The organism is Deinococcus detaillensis (assembly GCF_007280555.1).
Lineage (GTDB): Bacteria > Deinococcota > Deinococci > Deinococcales > Deinococcaceae > Deinococcus > Deinococcus detaillensis.
On record NZ_VKDB01000013.1, the window covers coordinates 71,232 to 90,230 of the forward strand.

The following is an 18,999-nucleotide window of genomic DNA, read 5'->3' on the forward strand; positions in this document are numbered from 1 at the left end:
CGCTCTTTTTAGCCGCGACTTATGAGCGACGTCGCAGACTGCGGCCAGTGAATTACACAGCCAGCCGTTTCATCATCAAAAAACGGAGCTTCGGGGCTCCGTTTTTTCTGCTCAGTGGTGAGTCTGGTGAGGTCGCTCAGTTGACCACTTTGGTTTTGTTGCTCATGTAATCCATTAGCACGTACTGGCCGATGTTGGTCGGGGTGGTGAAGTAGGCCTTGCCGCGCGTCATTTCCGAGACCCGCCGCACGAAGCTGACCAGATCGGGGTCGCGGGCCAGCATAAAGGTGTTGACCTGAATCCCGCTGCGGCGGCAGTTGGCCACCTCGCGCAGAGTCGCGCCCAGCACGTAGGGGTCAAGGCCGTAAGCGTTTTTATAGATGCGTCCGTCGGGCAGGGTCAGCGCACTGGGTTTGCCGTCGGTAATCATCACGATCTGCTTCATGTCTTTGTTTTCACGCTTGAGCAGTTGCTGGGCCAGCCGCAGCCCGCCCGCCGTGTTGGTGTGATACGGCCCGATCTGGGCCTGAGCGAGTTTGGCCAGCGGCACTTCCTCGGCGCTGTCGTGAAACAACACGAACTTGAGGGTGTCGCCGGGGTACTGGGTGCGGATCAGGTGGGCCAGCGCCAAAGCGACTTGCTTGGCCGGTGTGAAGCGGTCTTCGCCGTAGAGGATCATGCTGTGCGAGCAGTCGAGCAAGACGACGGTGGCCGCCGAGGAACTGTACTCGCTTTGGCGCACGATCAAGTCTTCTTGCTCGGCGTTTTCTAGGCCCTTGGCAATCACGTTGCTGAGGGTGGCGGTGGTATCGAGGTTGAGGGTGTCGCCGAACTCGTAACTCTTGAGTTCGCCCATCATGTCGATGCCCGACGAGTAGTCGCGGGTGTCGTGCGCTCCGGCGCTGCTGCGGCCCATTCCGCCCATCAAGTCGCGCAAGGACTTGTAGCCCAGAAAGTCGATGCTCTTGTCGGTAAGCTGAAACTTGCTCTCGCCGCTTTCGCCCGCGCCGCCGCCCTGACCGTCTTCGTCAAATTCCTTGCGAATAAAGCCGTCTTGCTGGAGTTTGTCCATCATCTTCTGAATCTGCTGGCCCAGTCTCGATTTCTGAATTTCACCCTCGCCCTGCATGGCTTCGGCCAGCATGTCTTCGGGAATCAGGTTGCGCTCGGCCAGCGCGTTGAGAATGGCGTCAAACAAATCGTCCATGCTGGGGCGGGCGTTGGGATCAGGGTCGTAGGGATCGTTCATGCCCTGTCCCAAAAGCGCTTCTTGAATCATCTGCATCAGCTCGCCGCTGTCGACATTGTCGAGTTCACTTTCAAATTTGCTGTAGCGGGTCACGCGGGCGTGAATGGTCATGTTGGAGCCTCCGGTGAGGAAGGAAAGGTCAGTGGGTGAAGCTGGCGTCTTGAACTCTGCTTGGGCAGAGCTTGAGGAGAGCAGCGGGCCTGCTTGTAAAAGAGCGGGCTTCACGCTCAGGTGCGGCGTTGCTGGCCTTCAGCATGGCGCAACCTCGCCGCAGCGTTTGTAACGGCAGCGTCTTGTTTGGCCTGCGGCTGGGCACGGCCTGACCGCCTCTATAGGGGAACAACAATGGGGGTAGGCGACCAGAACATTCTTGTATCCGAGCTGACAATTTGTCGCCTCTTTATGACGGTTTCTTCACTCCGATAACGCTGTTAACTGCGCTTTTGTCGCTTTAAGTGTTTCTTGACCCGTTCTATCGATGCCGAATTTGTCACACCATTCTTTCGGCAGATGTAAGGCAGAGGTAAGAGTACTCCTCCTAATCTTCGCTAGTCCTCAGCCCCCCTGAACCGACTCGCCGGGCACCCTTTTACCAGCCCATATTTTTAAGGAGAACTTCATGAAAGCTTCCATTCCCATCCTGCTCGTTGGCCTCGTGACCAGCGCTGCGCTCGCCCAAGCCAGTTCACCGCTGAAACTGGTGCTGTCGCAGGCCCTGGTGCAGACCACCACCCAGGACGGCAAGACCGTCGAGAAGTTGGCTCCTGATCCCAAGTCGGTGCTGCCCGGCGCGGTACTGGAGCAGGCCGTGACCGCCACCAACACTCTCGGCAAGATCATGGCCAATGTGAGCGTCAATCTGCCGGTTCCGGTTGGCACCGTGTACCTGAATACCCTCAAGTCCGGTGAAACTGTCCGAACCCTTTTCAGCATCGACAAGGGCAAGACCTTTGCTGCCGCGCCGCTCAAGAAAATGATCACCGTCACTGAAAACGGGAAATCCGTTGAGAAAGAAGTCGAGGTCAAGCCCGCCGAGTACACCAACGTGCGCTGGATGCTGGGCGAACTCGCCGCTGGCGACAGCCTCAAGCTCGGCTTCCGCGTCAAGGTCAACTGAGCGCTGCTCAACCGAACTACCAAGCTGTTTGCCCCCCCCATTACGCTGTTGTCGCCCAGCCGGGCTGCACTTAAGGAGAAGACATGAACCGATTCAAGCACCTTGCCCTACTCGTCGGCCTCGCCATGGGGTCGGCCCTTGCCGCTGGTACTGCGCCCGGCACCAACATCATCAACACCGCGTCGGCCACCTATACCGACCCCGATGCCGCAACCCAGACCACCAGCTCCAACACGGTCACGACCACGGTGCAGCCCAAGGGCGGCTTCTCGATCACGCTCGACCAGACTTCACAGACCGCTCCAAGCATTGGCAATGACACCAGCATTGATAGCACCCTCAAGCTCACCGGGTCGGCTGGACAGAAGGTCATCTACACCTACACCGTTGCCAACGATGGTAACTACGACGATACCTATAACCTGACGACCACGCTGGCCGCTGGCGCTACCGTAGCTGGCCTGAGCGCCAGCGACTACAGCTTCACCTCGGATGTGGCTGGCACTACCCCCATCACCAGCGTTACGGTGGCGGCGGGCGTGTCCAAGACCTTCTACATGGTCGTGACGGTGCCGGTCGGTGCCATCAACGGTCAGGTCGCCTACGCCGATCCGGTCGGTACGGCCACCGTGACCAGCGTGCCCAAAGTCGGCGGCGGAACCTTTACAGTGCCGCTGGCGGGTGAATCGAACAACAACTTCCAGTACAACAAGCTGACCGTCAATCCCAGTGCCTTGGTGGCTGCCACCAAAACGGTGACCAAATACTACACGTCCTACACGTCGTCGAGCGTCAACACTCCCCAGACCCTGGCTTCAGGGTACAAGCCCAAGATCGGTGACTACATCGAGTACTCGATCGCCGCTATCAACTCCTCGACCACCAACGCTGCGGGCAATGTCGTGGTGACGGACGTGCTGCCGAGTGGAACCACCTACACCGCTGCCAGCTTCACCACCGGAACCGGTACAGTGGTCAACGCCAGCAACACCCTGACCATCACCCCGACCAGCGGCCTCATCGCCAAGTCATCGGGCATCGCCATCACGGTGGTGGCGCAAATCACGGCGCTGAAAGATATCTCTGCCACTCCCGACGGCATCAACGATCCGGTGGTCAACAGCGCGACCGTCGCCTACAAAGACCCCTCGTTGCCTGCGACCAGCACCAACGCTTCCTCTGACCCCACCAACGTGGCTGGCGTGGGTGTCGGTCCCCTGGCATTTGCCACTGGCACGGCGTCAGGCACGATTACCACCACCGAGTCAGCTCCCAACGCTCCTGGCCTGACCGTCACCCGCTCCGGCACCGGCATCGCCAACGACGGCAGCGGCGCTCCTGGCGACGACACCTCGACAATTGCCAGTGCCGTGGTGAATGCCAACGGCACCACCACCGACATCGTCTTCCCCGGCACGGTCAGGAACATCGGTACGGCGACCGATACCTTCATCCTCTCGAGCACCTTCACCAGCAACAACATCGGCGGCACCCCCACCGTCGCCTACTACAGCGATGCGGCGGCCACCATCCCCATCACCGGACCCATCAGCCTGATGCCTGGTGCATTCGCCAACTACTACGTCAAGGTGACGCTGCCCGCCGCGACCCCCACGTATACCGGCACCGCCCTCAACCCCGCCGTGGGCCTGACCGTCACGGCGACCTCGACCAACAATGCCGGTGTCAGCGACGTGACCAAAGACGCGCTGACCTCCACCGATCGCCGCTCCACTCTGGTGGGCAACAACGACAACACCAAAGCGCAGGTCATCGACAACAACGGTGCGCCTGACCTGACCAAGCTGGTCAAGAACGTCACGCCCAACGGCTCGGCCCAGACCGTCAGCTACCCGGTTGACCTGGTCAACACTGGCGCGACCAGCGACACCGTGACCCTGTCAGGCACCGTCCTCATCCCCACTGTCACCACCCCCGGCGGCGTGAGCACCACCGTTCAGTACTACACCACCACCGACGGCGTGACGCCGGGAACGCTGATCACGTCGACCACTGTGCCTGCTGGCACGGAGCAGACCATCCTGGCCGTGGTGACGGTGCCTGCCAATGCCGTGCCGACCACCGGCACCACCGGCCTGGCGCTCAATCAGACCTTCACCTCGACCCAGAACGGGACCGTCAACTTCAACCCCGATACCACCGACACCGGCACCTTCACCAAGGGCGACCTGCTGACCATCGGTACCAACAACAGCTTCACCTTCACAGCAGACAACTTCTCGCGCATCACGGCCGTCGGCTCGGTGATCTACGCCCACACCCTGACCAACACCAGTGCCAACACCACCATCACCGGCGGCAGCTTCGGCGTGGCGCTCGACACCAACCGCACGTCCACCGCCAACTTCACTGGTTCGGGCCTCAGCGACACCGGCTCCTCGCTCGACAGCGGCACCCAGACCGACTTCGTGCTCACCTATTCGTCGACGATTGGCGGCACCTACACCAGCAGCCTTCCGGCCATCTCGACCCTCGCACCGGGTGCCAGCCAGACCGTGTACGTCAAGGTGGTCAACACCAAAGATAACAACGTCAGCGCGGTCAACGACGTGGTGTTCCAGGCAGCCCCGATCTTCAATCTGGGAACGAATCCGGCGGCCCAGTACGTCGAGGACGTGACGCTGGTCAGGGTGAATGGACTTGCTGGCACGCCCACCGACCCCTCCACGCCTGCCGACTATGCCCTCAAGCCGCTCAAGTCGGTCAAGACCTGCGCCGACGCAGATTGCACCGTTGTCAACGATGCTTCCGGCCTCACGGCTAAGCCTGGCAACTACCTCCAGTACACCATCGTCACCAAGAACAACCGCCTGAGCGCCGCTGACCTGAAAAACGTCTTCGTGCTTGACATTGTGCCGTCCAACACCACTTTCACCCGCCTGAGCGCCACCTCGGATCAGACCGGCACCATCCTCTACTCCACAGACGGAGGCCTTTCGTGGCTCGCCACGGCCCCCACGAGTGTGGCCACTACCGTGTTCCGGATCGGCCTCAACACCAACGGCGACGCCGTTATTGACGGCAGTGATGTGCTCAATACGGGCAAGACCATCACCGTTATTTTCACGGTCAAAGTGAACTAATCGTTATCGGGCGTGTTTCCTCGTGGGAACACGCCCGTTTTGTAGCAAGAATTTTGTACGAATCTCAACATTAGACTGAATTCAAGATTTTCCCTACACTCTTTTTTTTGCATTTTCCCCTCGCTTGAGGGCAGCTGTAATTTGTTCAGGAGGCCCCGTGCGAACAGCGTTTCAATCCATTCTCCCTCTACTGTGCTTGTGGACCGGGCTTGCCTCTGCCCAGGCCCAGCCGCAGCCGGTGCCTGCCGGAACACAGATCGTCAACCAGGCCACTGGCAATTACAAAGACCTGCTAGCCGGTGACCAGACCAGTCAGTCCAACATCGTCAAGACCAGCATCTCTCCGGTGTGCAGCGTTTCGGTGCTGGCAAGCACTCAGGCGCTGGGCTATCAGCCGGGCCGCCCACTGGCCTTTGCCTTCACCGTCAGCAACAACGGCAATGACCGCTACAGCTTCGGCCTTCAGGGCAAAACCACACCGCCACTGGGCGCAGTCAGGCTCTACCGCGACGCTGCGCCCCTGAGCATCAGAGACGCGGGCGACGCGTTGCTGACCGCGCCGGAGCAGCTCAGCCTGAACGCCGGTGAGGCCCAGTCGCTGCTGCTCGAAGTCGATGTGCCTGCCAATGCCAGCGGCCAGATCAGTGGCCTCCTCAGTGCTGCCTGCCCGAACGGCGGCACGGCAACCACCGGACAGCAGACCGCCCGGCCCGGCGCACAGCTGGAACTGTCCAAGAGCTTCTCCGCTGCCGCTGTGCAGCCCAACGGTGACGTGACGGTGACCCTGCGGGCTGTGAACACTGGCGACTTCGACGCCCAGAACGTGATCGTCGAAGACCTCTTCGAGCAGAGCCTCAATGCTGGAAACAAGAACTTTGAGCTGGTGGCAGGCAGCGCCGCTCCCACGCTCGGTTATGAGCAGGTCGCTGCGGGTGTGCGCTGGCGGGTCCCGCTGCTGGCACGTCAGCAGGCTCTGAGCTTCAGCTTTCGGCTGCGTGCCCTGCCCGGCGCAAAGGTGGGTCAGCAGATCAACCAGGCCGCCGCACAGGGCCAGGATGCTCAGGGCAACGCGCTGCCCACCGCGCAGGCGCAGGCCACTATCGCCGTTCGGCCACCGCCACAGATTGCGCTGGGGCCAGCCAAAAACGCCCAGGCCGCTCCCGGCGGCGAGGGCAGCGCCTCGGACCGGCAGAGCCAGAGTGACATCCTGCAAAATCAGGAGGTCTGCTTTGAGCACGAGCTGCAAAACCTCGGCCCCGACACCGACAACCTGAGCGTTGCGGCGCAGGCGGGCGCACCGAATGCCGTCTTTCGGACTCTCGGCGGCGCAGCACAGGTGTTCCCGGTGACCCTGGCTCCCAACCAGACTGCCGCTTTCCTGGCCTGCTACCGCGCCGCTGGCAATCAGCCGTTCGAGGCCCGTTTGACGGCCACCAGCACGGCCCAGGCCCAGTCCAATTCGACCATCGACGCCGTGGTGAGTTTCGTGGTGCCGGGCGTGGCCCTCGGCCCGGTCAACGCGCCGGAAGCGCCGGAACTGAGTGAGACTGACACCCAGAGCCAGCCTCTGGCCCTGGTCGGCAAGCCGAACTGCTTTCAGCAGACCCTCAAGAACACCGGCACCAACCCGGACAGCTACACCATCAGTGCCAGTCAGGTGCAGGGCGCGGCCACCACCGAGATCAAGGCTGAGCAGCCTCTGAATCTGGCTCCCGGCGCGAGCGTGACCTTCACGGTGTGCTTCACCCCGCTGCAACCCGGCACACTGGAAGTGCTGCTGACCGCCACCTCGAAATATGGCCCGACCAACCTGACTCGTGACCGCGTTCTGAATGTGGTGTTGCCACAAATCGCGCTCGGCCCCATCGGCAATCCGCAGGCCAACCCTGGCGGCGAGGGCAGCGCCGATGACCTTCAGGTGCGTGACAACGGCCTTCTCAACCAGCGGCTGTGCTTCTCCCAGACGGTCAGCAACCTGGCCGCCGTACCCGATCAGCTGAGTATCGGCGGTGTGATTGATCTGGGCACCGCTGAACTGACCCTGGAAAACCTCGACGGCAGCCCCCTGGTTCAGCCCGTCGCGCTCACCTCCGCCGGTCAGTCGGGCGACCACCTCGATTTCCGCGTCTGTGTCACGCCCAGCGCTTCGGCGAGCGGTGCGGCGGCCCTGCAACTGACGCTCAAGGCCACCTCGGCGCTGGGTGCTGCGTCCAATGCCACCCGCGATCAGGTGCTCAGCCTCTACAGTGGCCTGCCGCGCCTGACCAAAGTGGTCGATCAGGCCAGCGGCACCCCGGTGGCCCAGGGCCAGCGGCTGACCTACAGCCTCAAGTCCGAGAATCCTTTCCCCTTCGCGCTCGCTCAGATCACGGTGCAGGACACGCTCAGCGATTACCTCGACCCGGCCACACTGGAGATCTCTGACGGTGGCCGCTTGGAAGGCAAGACGGTCATCTGGACGCTTGATCACCTCGATCCTCAGAGCGCCCGCACCCTGACGGTCAGTGCCAAGGTCAAACAGGACGCCCCCGACGGCGTGCTGGTGGTCAACCGCTTTGTCTTCAGCAGCAGAGAAGTGCAGACGCCGACACCTTCCAACGAGGTCGAGAGCCTGATCTGGAGCGCAACTCTGACTCTCGATAAGCGCTCCGACAGCGCCCAGGTGGACATTGGCGGCGAACTGGGCTGGACCCTGCACATCCACAACACCTCTAAGAGCGCCGTCCTGATCGACCTGATGCTCAACGACACCCTGCCGACTGGCCTGAGCTTCGTGCCGGGGAGCGCCAAGCTCGACGGTGAGATCCTGACAGATCCGGTGATCCAGGGTCAGCTGCTGCACTTCAACTTGCCGACCCCGATCAAGGCGAACGCCACCGTGACCCTGACGTTCCGCACCCGGGTGGGTGTCGATAGCCCCGAGATCATTATCAACTCGGCCCAGGTCGAGGGCAAAGGCCAGGACACCCTGACTGCCGCCCTGACCGCTGTGGCTTCCAACGTCGCCAGGAGCCAGGTGGTCCGGATCAATCCGCGTGTCTTCGCGCCGCGCGGTGAGTTGCTGGGCCGGGTTTACCTCGACCTCAACGCAGACGCGGCCTTTACGTTCGGTAAGGATCTGCCGCTGGCCAATGCCCGCCTGATTCTGGCGGATGGCCGCAGCGTCCTGACCGACAAGGAGGGGCGCTACCACTTCCAGAGTTTGCCCGAGGGCATGTGGGGGCTGCGTCTCGATCCCAACTCGGTGCCGTTCGTGCCGGAACGTGACGTCAATGATGGAGGCCTGCTGGGCAGCCGCAACATGTCGGTCTTCGCTTTGACGGTTGCAGACTTCCCGCTCGAAAAGCCGCAGGGTGACATTTATGCCGAGCGCGTCACCACCTTGCGGGTCGGGAGCGCCGTGCTGAGCAAGTCGATGCTGCAAATGAGCCTCAACACCTTCCAGGTCACCTTAAGCTTACAAACGCCCCAGGCCCTGAGCCAGCTCCACATCCTCGATCCTCTGCCGACTGGGGCCAGCATGACGGACGGCGCGTCAGAGTTGCGTCTCGACGTGCCTGCCGGTCAGCAGCAGTGGCGCTACACCTTTGAGTGGTCCGGGAAGGCGCTGCCCACCCTGACCGATCCTCAAATGGACTGGAGATACCCATGAGTTCGCTGCGTGTCCTTTCGCTCTTGATGGCTGGAACCCTGGCGCTGGGCGTTGGCCAGGCCCAGATGCCCGTTCCCGCCGTGCCTCAGTCTGAAGTCCAGCGTCTGGAAGTGAGTGCGCCTTCCCGGACACTGGTCAATACCTCCACTGACCTCAGCTTCACCCTCAGCAATCTGGGCGAGGCTCCGGCTCAGCTCACCCTCCTGCTTGATGCCGACGCGTCCGTGACGCTGGGCAGCAGCAGCCTCGACGTGACGCTGCAACCCCATGAAGTCCGAGTGCTTAAGGTCACGGCAACCCCGTCCCAGGTGGGCACCTTCCAGGTGCGGGGCCGCGTGGTCGCTCAGAGCACACCGGCAGAAGGACTGGCCGAAGAGAACGTGCAGGCGCAGACCAGCAGTTCCCTGGACGTGTTGCCTGCGCTCAGAGCGGCGCGGGAATCTGATCTCTCGCTGCCGTTCAGGGTCTCCCAGGAAGCGCTCAGCGTGGTGGTGGCCCAGCGTCTGCCGCAGGGCACTGTCTACCGGCCCGGCTCAAGCACACTTGCTGAAGCGCCGTTGACCGATCCGAAAGTGGGCCAGGACAATATGCTGTACTGGACCGTCAGCCTACCGCCTGCCGACCCGGCGCTTCCCAGGGGAGCACAGCGTTCCTTCGTGCTCCGCTACAAGGTGTCGCATAGCGGCGATCTTCCGGCCCTGTCTGCTCCGGCGCTGCAAGCCCGCTTTCCTGGTAACACCGATGTGGCCCTGGTCGGGCAGATTGATGCCCAGGACCTGGCCAAGGCCAGCCAGTCCGAGGCGGCCAGCGTCAACCCCGGCGTTATCAAGTTGCCGCTGGACGGTACGGTGTTCCGTGACCGCAGCCGTATCAGCGTGGTACTCGAAGGCAGCGACACCACCGACCTGAGCGCCACCCTCAACGGTCAGCCGCTGCCGGAAGACGCGCTGGGCAAGACCGTCACCGACCCCAAAAACCACAGCTTGCACCTGGAATATTTCGGCCTGCCACTTCAGGAAGGCAAGAATGTGCTGGAAGTCGGCGGCGAACAGGTGACGGTGTTTCTGGCTGGTGCGCCGGTGCGCCTGGAAGCCGAGCCGAAGCAGATCGTGGCCGACGGCTTCACGCCGCTGGAGATCAGGGTCAGCGCAGTGGACAAGAGCGGCACCACCGGACGCGACGGCTTCATGACCGTCGACAGCAACCTCGAAGTCCTCGACCCCGATGCCAATCCCACCGAATCCAATTACCAGGTCCAACTGGTCAACGGCGTGGGCATTCTGCATCTGCGCCCCCAAGCCGTACCGACCCGCCTCAACCTCAAGCTGGCCATCGGTGAACTGCGCCGCGACGTGAGCTTTGACGTGCGGCCCAACGCCACCCAGGTGGGCATTGGCACCCTCAGCGCCACGGTGGGCCTCCAGCCCTTCTCGGTGGGCGTCACCGGGCGCGGCTACTACGAGGGACCGCTGGCTGGCGGCAAGCTTTACGTGGCCGGAGCCGCCGAATACCAGGCCCGCTCGGCAGCTGGCAGCTGGCAGACCACCACCTCGGGGGGCCGTTTGCCCACCAACGAGACGACGGTGGACGGCTACACGGTCTACGGCGACTCTTCGAGCGCCTCGGTGCCGCTGCAAGGCATCGACCCGCTGGCGCTGCGCTACGAGCATCCCCGTTTCCAGGTGAGCTACGGCCAGGTGGCCTTGCCCATCACGACTTTGGCGGCGGGCGGCGGCTACACGGCCCTGACGGCCGAGACCAAGGGCGCTGTGCAGGTTTCCGGTTTTGTTGCCGCCGTGCCTTCGAGCACCGTCCAGAAAACCCTGACGCCAGACGGCACCCGCCTGCTCAAGATTGGCGAGGCCGTCGAGTACGGCTCAGAGCATCTGGTCTTGGTCACCACCGACCGCACCACCGGGGTCGAACTTTCGCGCAAGCCACTCACCTGGTTGGTGGAGTACACCCTCGACGCCGATTCAGGCGTGCTGGAATTTGTGCGCCCACTGACCTCGACGGACGAACAGCTCAATCCACAGTCGCTGGAACTGACCTACCGCACGACCGACGCGCTGGGCCACCGCTACGTGATCGGCGGCGCGCAGGTCAAGACCACCCAGGGGCCTTTCAGTGCTTCGGCGGCCATCGTCTCGCTGCGCCAGGACGCTGACCACAACACCGTTACCTTCGGCACGCGGCTGAACTACACCCAGGGTACCAATACCGCCGAGGCGTATCTGGCCTATGCCCACGGGGTGCAGGCGACGCTGAGCGCCCAGACCCAGACCCAGGCATTGTCGGTCAGCGCCCGTGCCCGCACCCAGTCGGAAGGCTACGACGGTGTCGGCAAGGGCAGCATCGGCACGGACGTCGCGGTAGACGCCAGCTACAAAGTCACGCCGCAGTTCAGCGTGCAGGCGTCAGGCCTCTACGGACAGACCCCTTCGGGCAACAACGCCTCGCTCGCGGCGTCGGCCAATTACACGCTCGCGCCCTTCACGGTGGGAGCCGGGTTACGCCAGCAACTGCTGTCTAGTCCTGCCACCTTCGTGACCGCCAAGGCTGCTTACAACGGCCCGAAGCTGGGAGCCGAGGTCAGTCACGCTCAGGTGCTGAGCGGCCAGGGCGATCCGCAGACGCAGTTCAGTGTGCGCTACGCCCTGACACCTCAACTCAGCCTCAAGCTGACTGATCTGCTGACCTGGGGCAAGAGCAACCAGGCCGCCCTGGGTGTGGAAAACAAATTCGGCAACACCACCCTCAGCGCCAACTACGAATTGCCCAGCAGCGGCGGCCAGGGCAACCGCGCCCGCTTCGGGGCCAATACCCAGGTGCCGATCACCGACCGCCTGAGCGCCAATGTCCAGGCAGCCTACTCGGCAGATCTGGCCCAGGGCAAGAACACCACCGAGGGCGGCGTCGACCTGAGCTACCGGGGCGATCAGTTCACGGCCAGCGCCGGGATCAGTGCCAACTTGCCGAGCGACGGCGACGCCAAGCTGGTCTACAAGGGCGGCCTGAGCAGCTCGATTGGCCGGGTCTGGACCCTGGCCGCCGACGCCACCAGTGAGCGCTCAGCCGTCAGCGGCAACCGCTTGACCGTCTCGGCAGCGCTGCGTGACGGCCTGCTCGAAGGACTGGCTTACGTGCGTTACGCCGACGGCAGCCTCAAAGGAAACAGCACCGGCAGCGGCGAAGTGACTTCGCAGCTTGGCCTGACCTACCGCAAGCCGCAGTTTCAGGTGCGTGGGGCGCTGAATACCCTCGATACGCTGGGGGTGGATCACGGCCTGCTGATTCAGCCGCAACTCGGCGGCACGCTCTACCTCACCGACTGGCTGGGCATGGGAGTCTATGGCCGCGCCCTCTATCAGCCGGGATTGCAGCAAGTGCAGTGGGGCCTGGGTCTGGAAGGCACCGTGCGGGTCTTCGACGGCACCTGGGCCACCCTGGGCTACAATCCCACCGGCTTTAACGGCATCGGCAGCGACACCCACCAGGGCTTTTACCTGCGCCTCGACTTGCTGCTTCAGGAGAACAACCGATGAATCTGAACCTCTTTGCCCGGCGGCCCGCGTCCGCGCCGCGTCGCAACTTCATGGCAGTGGCAGCGCCGTCTACGGCTACGGCATCAGAGGCTCGGTACGCGTTCCGCCCGGTACCTGGGCCACCTTGGGCTACAACCCTACCGGCTTCGATGGGATCGGCAATCAATACACCAAAAAGGGAGCTTACGTGCGGCTTGATATGACTTTGGACGACAGCGTGGGGGAAAAGAAGTGAATCTGCACCACAAAAGACGACCTCTCCGACGCTTGTTGATCCTGCTGGCGGTGATTTCGGGGCTGGCCTCCGGCATGTCGGGCGCGGCCAACTACAACCTCAGGTTTGTCAATCCCGGAAATTGCCCTGCCAATGTCAACGGTGCCAACGCAGCCTTGAACAGCAGTTGCCGCTACACCAACGTGGTGGTCGACAATGCAGGCACTCCGCTTCCGGCAGCGTCCATCTACCAGCGCGACGTGATCGTGACGCTGAGCAAGTTGACAGGCGGCGCGGTGGTTGCAGGTACGACCACCAATCCGGACGCCTGGGACAACGACAAGTTGCAGCTTGACGGAGTCGGAGCTTTTCGTCCGGAGTTCTTCACGCCTACTGTGACGTCTCCCAATACGGCAGGCGCTACTGCATGGGCCGAATTCACCTTCCAGTTCGTGCCTACGGGGGGTGTGAGCACCACCACCACCCCACTTCCGGGCACGTTCTACATGACCAGCTTCGACACCGACGGCAATACCTCTACGCTGCGCGAGTTCATCGAATTTGTGGGCCCGAGCGCCAGCGGTATTTCGTCCAATCCAGCGAGCGCCGATCAGCTGGGGGCCGCTGTAGACGGTGGGACCAACTACGAAGCCATTACTGACGCCAATCAGGCGGCCATCGGGAGCGGCGCGGCCTACAAGGCCAGCGCTCAGTTCGCTACACCGGGGATCGTCAAGTTCGCGGTGGGTGCGCGGCAGGGCGCATCAAGTTGCTCTGATGCCTGTGAACGCCTGAGCGCCTACAGCTTTCAGGTGGCCGACTCGGTCGTGCTCTATCCCAGCGTAGACGGCTCCAAGTCGGTCAAACTGACCACCGACGCCGACGGCAACGGGGTGGTCAGCCCCGGCGACACCCTGACCTACACCGTGACTTACACCAACACCGGCAACGCCGCCGAGACGGGTTTTCAGATTACCGACGCGCTTCCTGCGGGCGTGACCATCACAGCGGCGGGCGCTCAGACGGTGCGCCTGAACGGCACGGTCACGGCGGGCGCACGCAACACCGGCTACACCGGGGCAGTAGGCAAGACTGGCCTGCTGGCGGCGGGGCGCACCCTCCCAGTGGGCGGTACGGTCAGCGTGAGTATTCCGGTCACCGTGAATGCGGTCGCCGCTGACAACACTGTCCTGAGCAATCAGACGAACAGCAGCGGCAGCTACACCAATGCCGCTGGAACCTCGCTGCCAGCCCCGGCAGCCGACTCCGACAACGTAGATTCCACCACAGTCTTTCCGCCCAGCACGGCGGCCACCACCGGCTTTGGTACGGTTCCGGCGGGCAGCGTGGCCCAGACCCAAGTGGCCAGCGTTGATCCGACGACAGTGAACGTGCGCCGTCTGCCGACCCTCACGCTTAGCAAGACCATCGCCGCTCCTGGCCGCGTGAACCCTGCCGACCAGTTCACGGTGCAGATCAAGAACGGGGCTACCGTCACAGCCAGTGCAAATACTACCGGTACCGGCACCACAGCGGCCACCGGGATCACTTCCCTGCTGAGTGGAACCAGCTATACGCTGACCGAGGTCATGGCAGCCGGTAGCATCTCGTCCCTGACCTCCTACACCACCGCAGCCTCCTGCACCAATAGTACGGTTGGCGGCCTCACCACCCTGCCAACCGGCGCTGGTCAGAGCTTCACGCTCACACCAGCACTGGGCGACGTCATCAACTGCACCCTGACCAACACTGCGAAACTGCCTTCCCTGAGCATCGGCAAGACCAACAACGGGCCGTGGGTGGCCAATCAGGCGGGCGCGACCTACACCCTGACGGTGAGCAACGCTGGTCCCGGCGCGACGAGCGGTGTGATCACCGTGCAGGACCAGTTGCCGGTCGGCATCACGCCGCGCAGCATCAGTGGCTTCACGAGCGGCACCTTCACCTGTACCTACCCTGACGAACTGGCGACGGGTTCGCCCGCCCCAGACCAGACCTACGCAGTGACGTGTACCAGCTCAGCCACTATCGCGTCCGGCGGAACCGCAACCATCACTCTGCCGGTCGAAGTCAATCCCAACGCGGTCGGCTCTGCGGTGAACTACGCCTCGGTGGGCGGCGGCGGCGATTCGCGCAACGCTGGCGCGGCCCCGACCCCCAGTGCCACATGCACGCCCACAGAGCTGTGTACCTCGAACCCCGTTACCGTGACCGACGTCGCGTCGCCGCCGGTCTGCACGACTCCTGCTCAGACCACCAACCTGCTGACAGGGACGTACAGCTTCTATGATTCCGTCAATGGACAGAACATCACGCGGAATGTTCCGCTGATCGCCAACTCGCCCAACTATGTGAGTCGGGGTTCAGGTGCTGGAAAGGCTTATGTGGTCGACATGTCCTGGGGGTGGAACAACGGAACTGGCAACGCCCTATCACCCAAAGGCACCGTTTCCTTGCTAATCAACGGCACCGTGTACGCCACCCTGACCACCAACGACGGTTACAGCGGCTACGCCACATTTGCTGCCCTTAATGGAGCCACCATCGCGGGCAGCGAGATGGGACGGACCGCTGGGCTCGGTGCCGCTGCTGCCAACGCTTACGTGACGCTGCCCACCAGTGTGACCGCCATCTCGTCGGTGCAGGTTCGCTGGGTTCTTGGTGTGGCCCCCGGAAGCTCTTCCGACGACGACGGCGGCGTGATCATCAGGTCGATCAATGCCTGTGCTCAGTACCCGGTGATCACCCTGCTCAAGCTGGGGCGCAATGTCAGCGCATCGCCCTCTCAACCTTTCATTGGCAGCGTGGGCAGCATCGGGGCCAAACCTGGCGATACAGTGGAATACTGCGTCGTCTACAGCAACACGGGCGGCGCAGCACCCAACTTCAAACTGACCGACAACGTGCCTGCCGAATTGAACGCTTTAGTTGATGGGTACGCCACAGGCCGAGGTGTCCGCTGGGCCGACGGGACTGTCATTGCGGTGGGCGCGACTGCTGCCCCCACAGGCAGCGACCTGACTAGCATTGACACTGACACCGATAAGGGCAGCTTGACCACTACTCTTGGCCTGGGCAAAGGCATCATGACGCTTGACCTCGGCACAGCTGGATTGGCGGCTGGCGGCAAAGGTACCGTTTGCTTCCAGACCAAAGTCCCTTAAGCTTCCACCCTCCCCGAATGCCCCGGCGGCTCCACTTTCACAGGTGGGGTCGCCACTTTTCATCTAAGCCGCCCGCCACACAAGTGGTCTGTAAGACTTCACGCCCTAGAATTCACCCGTGAATCTGGATGTGTACGTCGTCATCGTTCTGTTTGTCCTGGGCCTGCTGATCGGCTCGTTTTCCAACGTGCTGATCTGGCGCTTGCCCAGAGGCGAAAACGTGGCTTTTCCGCCGAGCCACTGCCCCAACTGCAACCACCAGCTCGGCCCGCAAGATCTGGTGCCGGTGGTGTCGTGGGCCTTGCTGGGCGGTAAGTGCCGCTACTGTAAAGCGCCGATCAGTGCCCGCTATCCCATCATCGAGCTGATCAGCGGCTTCGGTTATGCGGCCATCGCCCTGCTGTTTCCGCTCAGCAGCTTCGGCGCGGGCGTCGTCGGGCTGTGCCTGCTGTTTACCATTTTGCTGGTCGCCTCTATCGTTGACTTTGAGACCTACACCATTCCCGATGAGCTGACCATCCCCGGCACCGCCATCGGCCTGATTTTTGGCGCGGTCAACGGCGCGGCCCTCTCCCCTCTGCCCAATTTTGAAGCGGCCCTACGCGGAGCATTGATGGGCGCGGGCGTGCTGGTCGTCATCAGCTTGCTGGGCGGTTGGGTACTGCGGCGCTTTCGTGAGCGCCTGTACCCCGAGGTGCCGATTGGCTATCAGCAGATCGCGCTGGCCCTCTTTGGCGGCGTGCTGTTCGGCGGACTGTGGGGCAGTTGGTGGGCGGCTTTGGCGGGCGGCGCGGCACTGGGCGTCATTTCCACTGTCATCAATGTCGCGGCCCGGCGAGTCGTGCGCGTTCCCGAACTGCTGACGCTGGGCGGCTCACTGCTGGGTCTGGCTTTTTTCAGCGCACGTGGCAGCCTTTCGCTGCTGACGGGTCTTCAAGGTGGCCTCGCCGCTGCGGGGGCTCTCAGTCTGCTGGCGGGGGCGTACTGGTGGCTGAGCAGTTCCAACGACACCGCCGAGGACGACGACAGCCCCAGCGACCCCACCGCGATGGGCTTTGGGGACGTGAAGCTGGCCGCCGTCATCGGGGCATTTCTGGGTTTCGAGCGCTTGCTGGTGGCCCTGGCAGTGGCGGTGGTGGCGGGCGCGGTGCTGGGCTTGATCCAGCGCTTTACCGGTGGCGAAAACAAACTCAAATTCGGGCCGTATTTGGCGATAGGCGCGGTGGTGGCCTTGCTGTGGGGCGCGGCGATTATTGAGGCTTATCAGGGGTATTTGGGGCTGTAGACGTCCCTGAGCAGTGGACGCATAGAAGTGGGGAGCGGGCCGAGTGGCAAGCCTGCTCCCCATATCCATTTACCGCACCGCTTGCAGCACCTTGCTGTACGCCCCTGCAAAGGCGGCTTGGTCAATCGACTTGCTGTCGTTGCTGGTGGCGCTCACGCAAACCGTGCGCCCGTCTTGCGTCGTCACCTGCGTGGTCAAGTTCAGCACGCCGCCTTCGCTGCCGCCTTTGTAACTGACCGTCTTAAACAAGCTGGGATCGGCCACGCCCGCTTCAACTTGCATCAGCGGCAGGGCAGCGACTTCGTTCATGAGGCCGCACAGCGTCGTGACCGGCACAAACCATTCCACTTGCGGCGAGGTGATGGCGTCTGCGGCAAACAAACTCACGCTCGGCAGCGGCGCGGCGGCGGCTTGCTCCAGCACCGCTTGCTTCTGGGCGTCGTTGCCACTGAGGTAGGCGTCCAAGAGCGCTTTGTTGGCCGGATTCTTGAGGGCGAAAAATTCGCGGGTGTTGGGCAAGGCTGCTTGTCCAAGCCGCTTGGCCACGCCGCCGCGCCCCACCAAACGCAGCAGCACGTTGGTGGCGGTGTTGTCACTCTGTGAGATCATCAGCGTCGCCAAACTCTGCAAGGTCAGCGGGGCGTTGTCGGGCCACGTCTGCAAGAAGCCGCTGGGCAAGGCTTTATCCTGTGCCTGCACCGTAGTGACTTCCGACCACTGGTGCTGCCCCGTTTTCATCTGGGCCAGCAACTCGGCCATGATGCCCAGTTTGAAGGCCGAGCCAACCGCCAGTTTTTGATCTGGATTGAGGCTGCCCGTCACCTTGCCGTTTTCGACGACCACCACGCTGTTTTGCCCGGCCAGTTTGCCAAAAGCGCTTATGGACTCAGCCAAGTTCGGTTTTTGGTTGGGTGTGCCCGCGCCGAGCAGAAGTCCAGTGAAGCGGCCCTGCGCGTCCACACTCGCTCCCTTGATCGGTAAAGTCCCGTCAGTGAATTTGGCAGTGAACCCACCGTCCTTGCCCGCTTCCACACTTTGAAAGGTGCCGAGGCCGCTGCTGGCACTCGCCAAAATGGGGGAGAGCTGCGTCACCGGCACCTGCTTGAGGAAGTCAGCAGAAAACCACTCGGGGCTGAGCGTTTTGGCTGACAAAAGGCGCGTGAGGGCGGCTTGCACAGTGGTTGCCGCGTTTGAAGTCGGAGCGGCTGAAGTGGGCGGGGCCGTGGGGGTTGCAAGCGCGGGCTGAGCGGGGGCAGCTGAAGTGGGCGCGGTGTTGGCCTGCTGTCCCCGCAAAAACAAGCTGGTGAATTGGCCTGCCGCGTTGAGCTGGGTCTCCACCGTGACTGTGCCGCCCACGTAGCGCAGGCGGTAGCGATTACTACCGAGGTCGTCCACGCTCTGGAACGCGCCGTACTGCTCTTTAAAGCTCCGAAAGCCGCCCGCCACTTGCGGCAGAGCGCTGGCAAAATCAGGCGTAAACCAACCAGCTTCCACTTTGTCCGCCGCTGCCAAGCGGGTCAGTGCGGCCTGCGGTGTGAGAGCGGCGGTGCTGGTCGCTGGCGCAGCAGTTTGGGCGGTCGTCTGAGCTGTGGTCGTCTGAGCCAAAGTAGAAGAACCAAAAGTGATGCCGAGGAGGGCGGTGAGAAGCAACTTGTTCATGCTTACGACT

At 62.8% G+C, this 18,999-nt stretch carries 8 protein-coding genes; 6 read left to right on the plus strand and 2 right to left on the minus strand.

The window, feature by feature from the left end; translation table 11 throughout:
* Positions 1-136: 136 nt before the first annotated feature.
* Entirely contained in the window at positions 137-1,360 is a 1,224-nt protein-coding gene (locus FNU79_RS12135; RefSeq protein ID WP_143721090.1) for a vWA domain-containing protein, read from the minus strand.
* Between the two features lie 508 nt (positions 1,361-1,868).
* On the opposite strand from FNU79_RS12135, the gene FNU79_RS12140 reads away from it, so the two are divergent.
* From FNU79_RS12140 to FNU79_RS12165, 6 genes are all read left to right on the plus strand, one after another.
* Complete coding sequence (locus FNU79_RS12140) at positions 1,869-2,366, plus strand: hypothetical protein (protein WP_143721091.1); 498 nt, start codon at positions 1,869-1,871, stop codon at positions 2,364-2,366.
* Between the two features lie 83 nt (positions 2,367-2,449).
* Positions 2,450-5,470: a DUF11 domain-containing protein gene (locus tag FNU79_RS12145; protein ID WP_143721092.1), complete on the plus strand. Its 3,021-nt coding sequence runs from the start codon at positions 2,450-2,452 to the stop codon at positions 5,468-5,470.
* A 157-nt stretch (positions 5,471-5,627) separates the two neighbouring features.
* Positions 5,628-9,122, plus strand: a complete 3,495-nt coding sequence (locus FNU79_RS12150) for a DUF7927 domain-containing protein (protein WP_143721093.1) — start codon at positions 5,628-5,630, stop codon at positions 9,120-9,122.
* Entirely contained in the window at positions 9,119-12,667 is a 3,549-nt protein-coding gene (locus tag FNU79_RS12155; protein ID WP_143721094.1) for a hypothetical protein, read from the plus strand. Before FNU79_RS12150 ends, FNU79_RS12155 begins: the two co-directional genes overlap by 4 nt.
* Before the next feature lie 267 nt (positions 12,668-12,934).
* The gene (locus FNU79_RS12160; RefSeq protein WP_143721095.1) at positions 12,935-16,045 is read left to right on the plus strand and encodes a beta strand repeat-containing protein; all 3,111 of its coding nucleotides are present in this window, start codon (positions 12,935-12,937) and stop codon (positions 16,043-16,045) included.
* 118 nt (positions 16,046-16,163) lie between these two features.
* On the plus strand, positions 16,164-17,330 hold the full coding sequence (locus FNU79_RS12165; RefSeq protein WP_143721096.1) for a prepilin peptidase: 1,167 nt from the start codon (positions 16,164-16,166) through the stop codon (positions 17,328-17,330).
* 69 nt (positions 17,331-17,399) lie between these two features.
* Here FNU79_RS12165 and FNU79_RS12170 read toward each other — a convergent pair whose 3' ends face one another.
* Positions 17,400-18,989, minus strand: a complete 1,590-nt coding sequence (locus FNU79_RS12170) for a serine hydrolase (RefSeq protein ID WP_143721097.1) — start codon at positions 18,987-18,989, stop codon at positions 17,400-17,402.
* Between the last annotated feature and the right edge of the window lie 10 nt (positions 18,990-18,999).

Excerpts from the sequence above, each read along its gene's own strand:
- FNU79_RS12135 (WP_143721090.1), bottom strand. The coding sequence starts at position 1,360 with ATGACCATTCACGCCCGCGTGACCCGCTACAGCAAATTTGAAAGTGAA.
- FNU79_RS12140 (WP_143721091.1), top strand. The coding sequence starts at position 1,869 with ATGAAAGCTTCCATTCCCATCCTGCTCGTTGGCCTCGTGACCAGCGCT.
- FNU79_RS12145 (WP_143721092.1), top strand. The coding sequence starts at position 2,450 with ATGAACCGATTCAAGCACCTTGCCCTACTCGTCGGCCTCGCCATGGGG.
- FNU79_RS12155 (WP_143721094.1), top strand. The coding sequence starts at position 9,119 with ATGAGTTCGCTGCGTGTCCTTTCGCTCTTGATGGCTGGAACCCTGGCG.
- FNU79_RS12170 (WP_143721097.1), bottom strand. The coding sequence starts at position 18,989 with ATGAACAAGTTGCTTCTCACCGCCCTCCTCGGCATCACTTTTGGTTCT.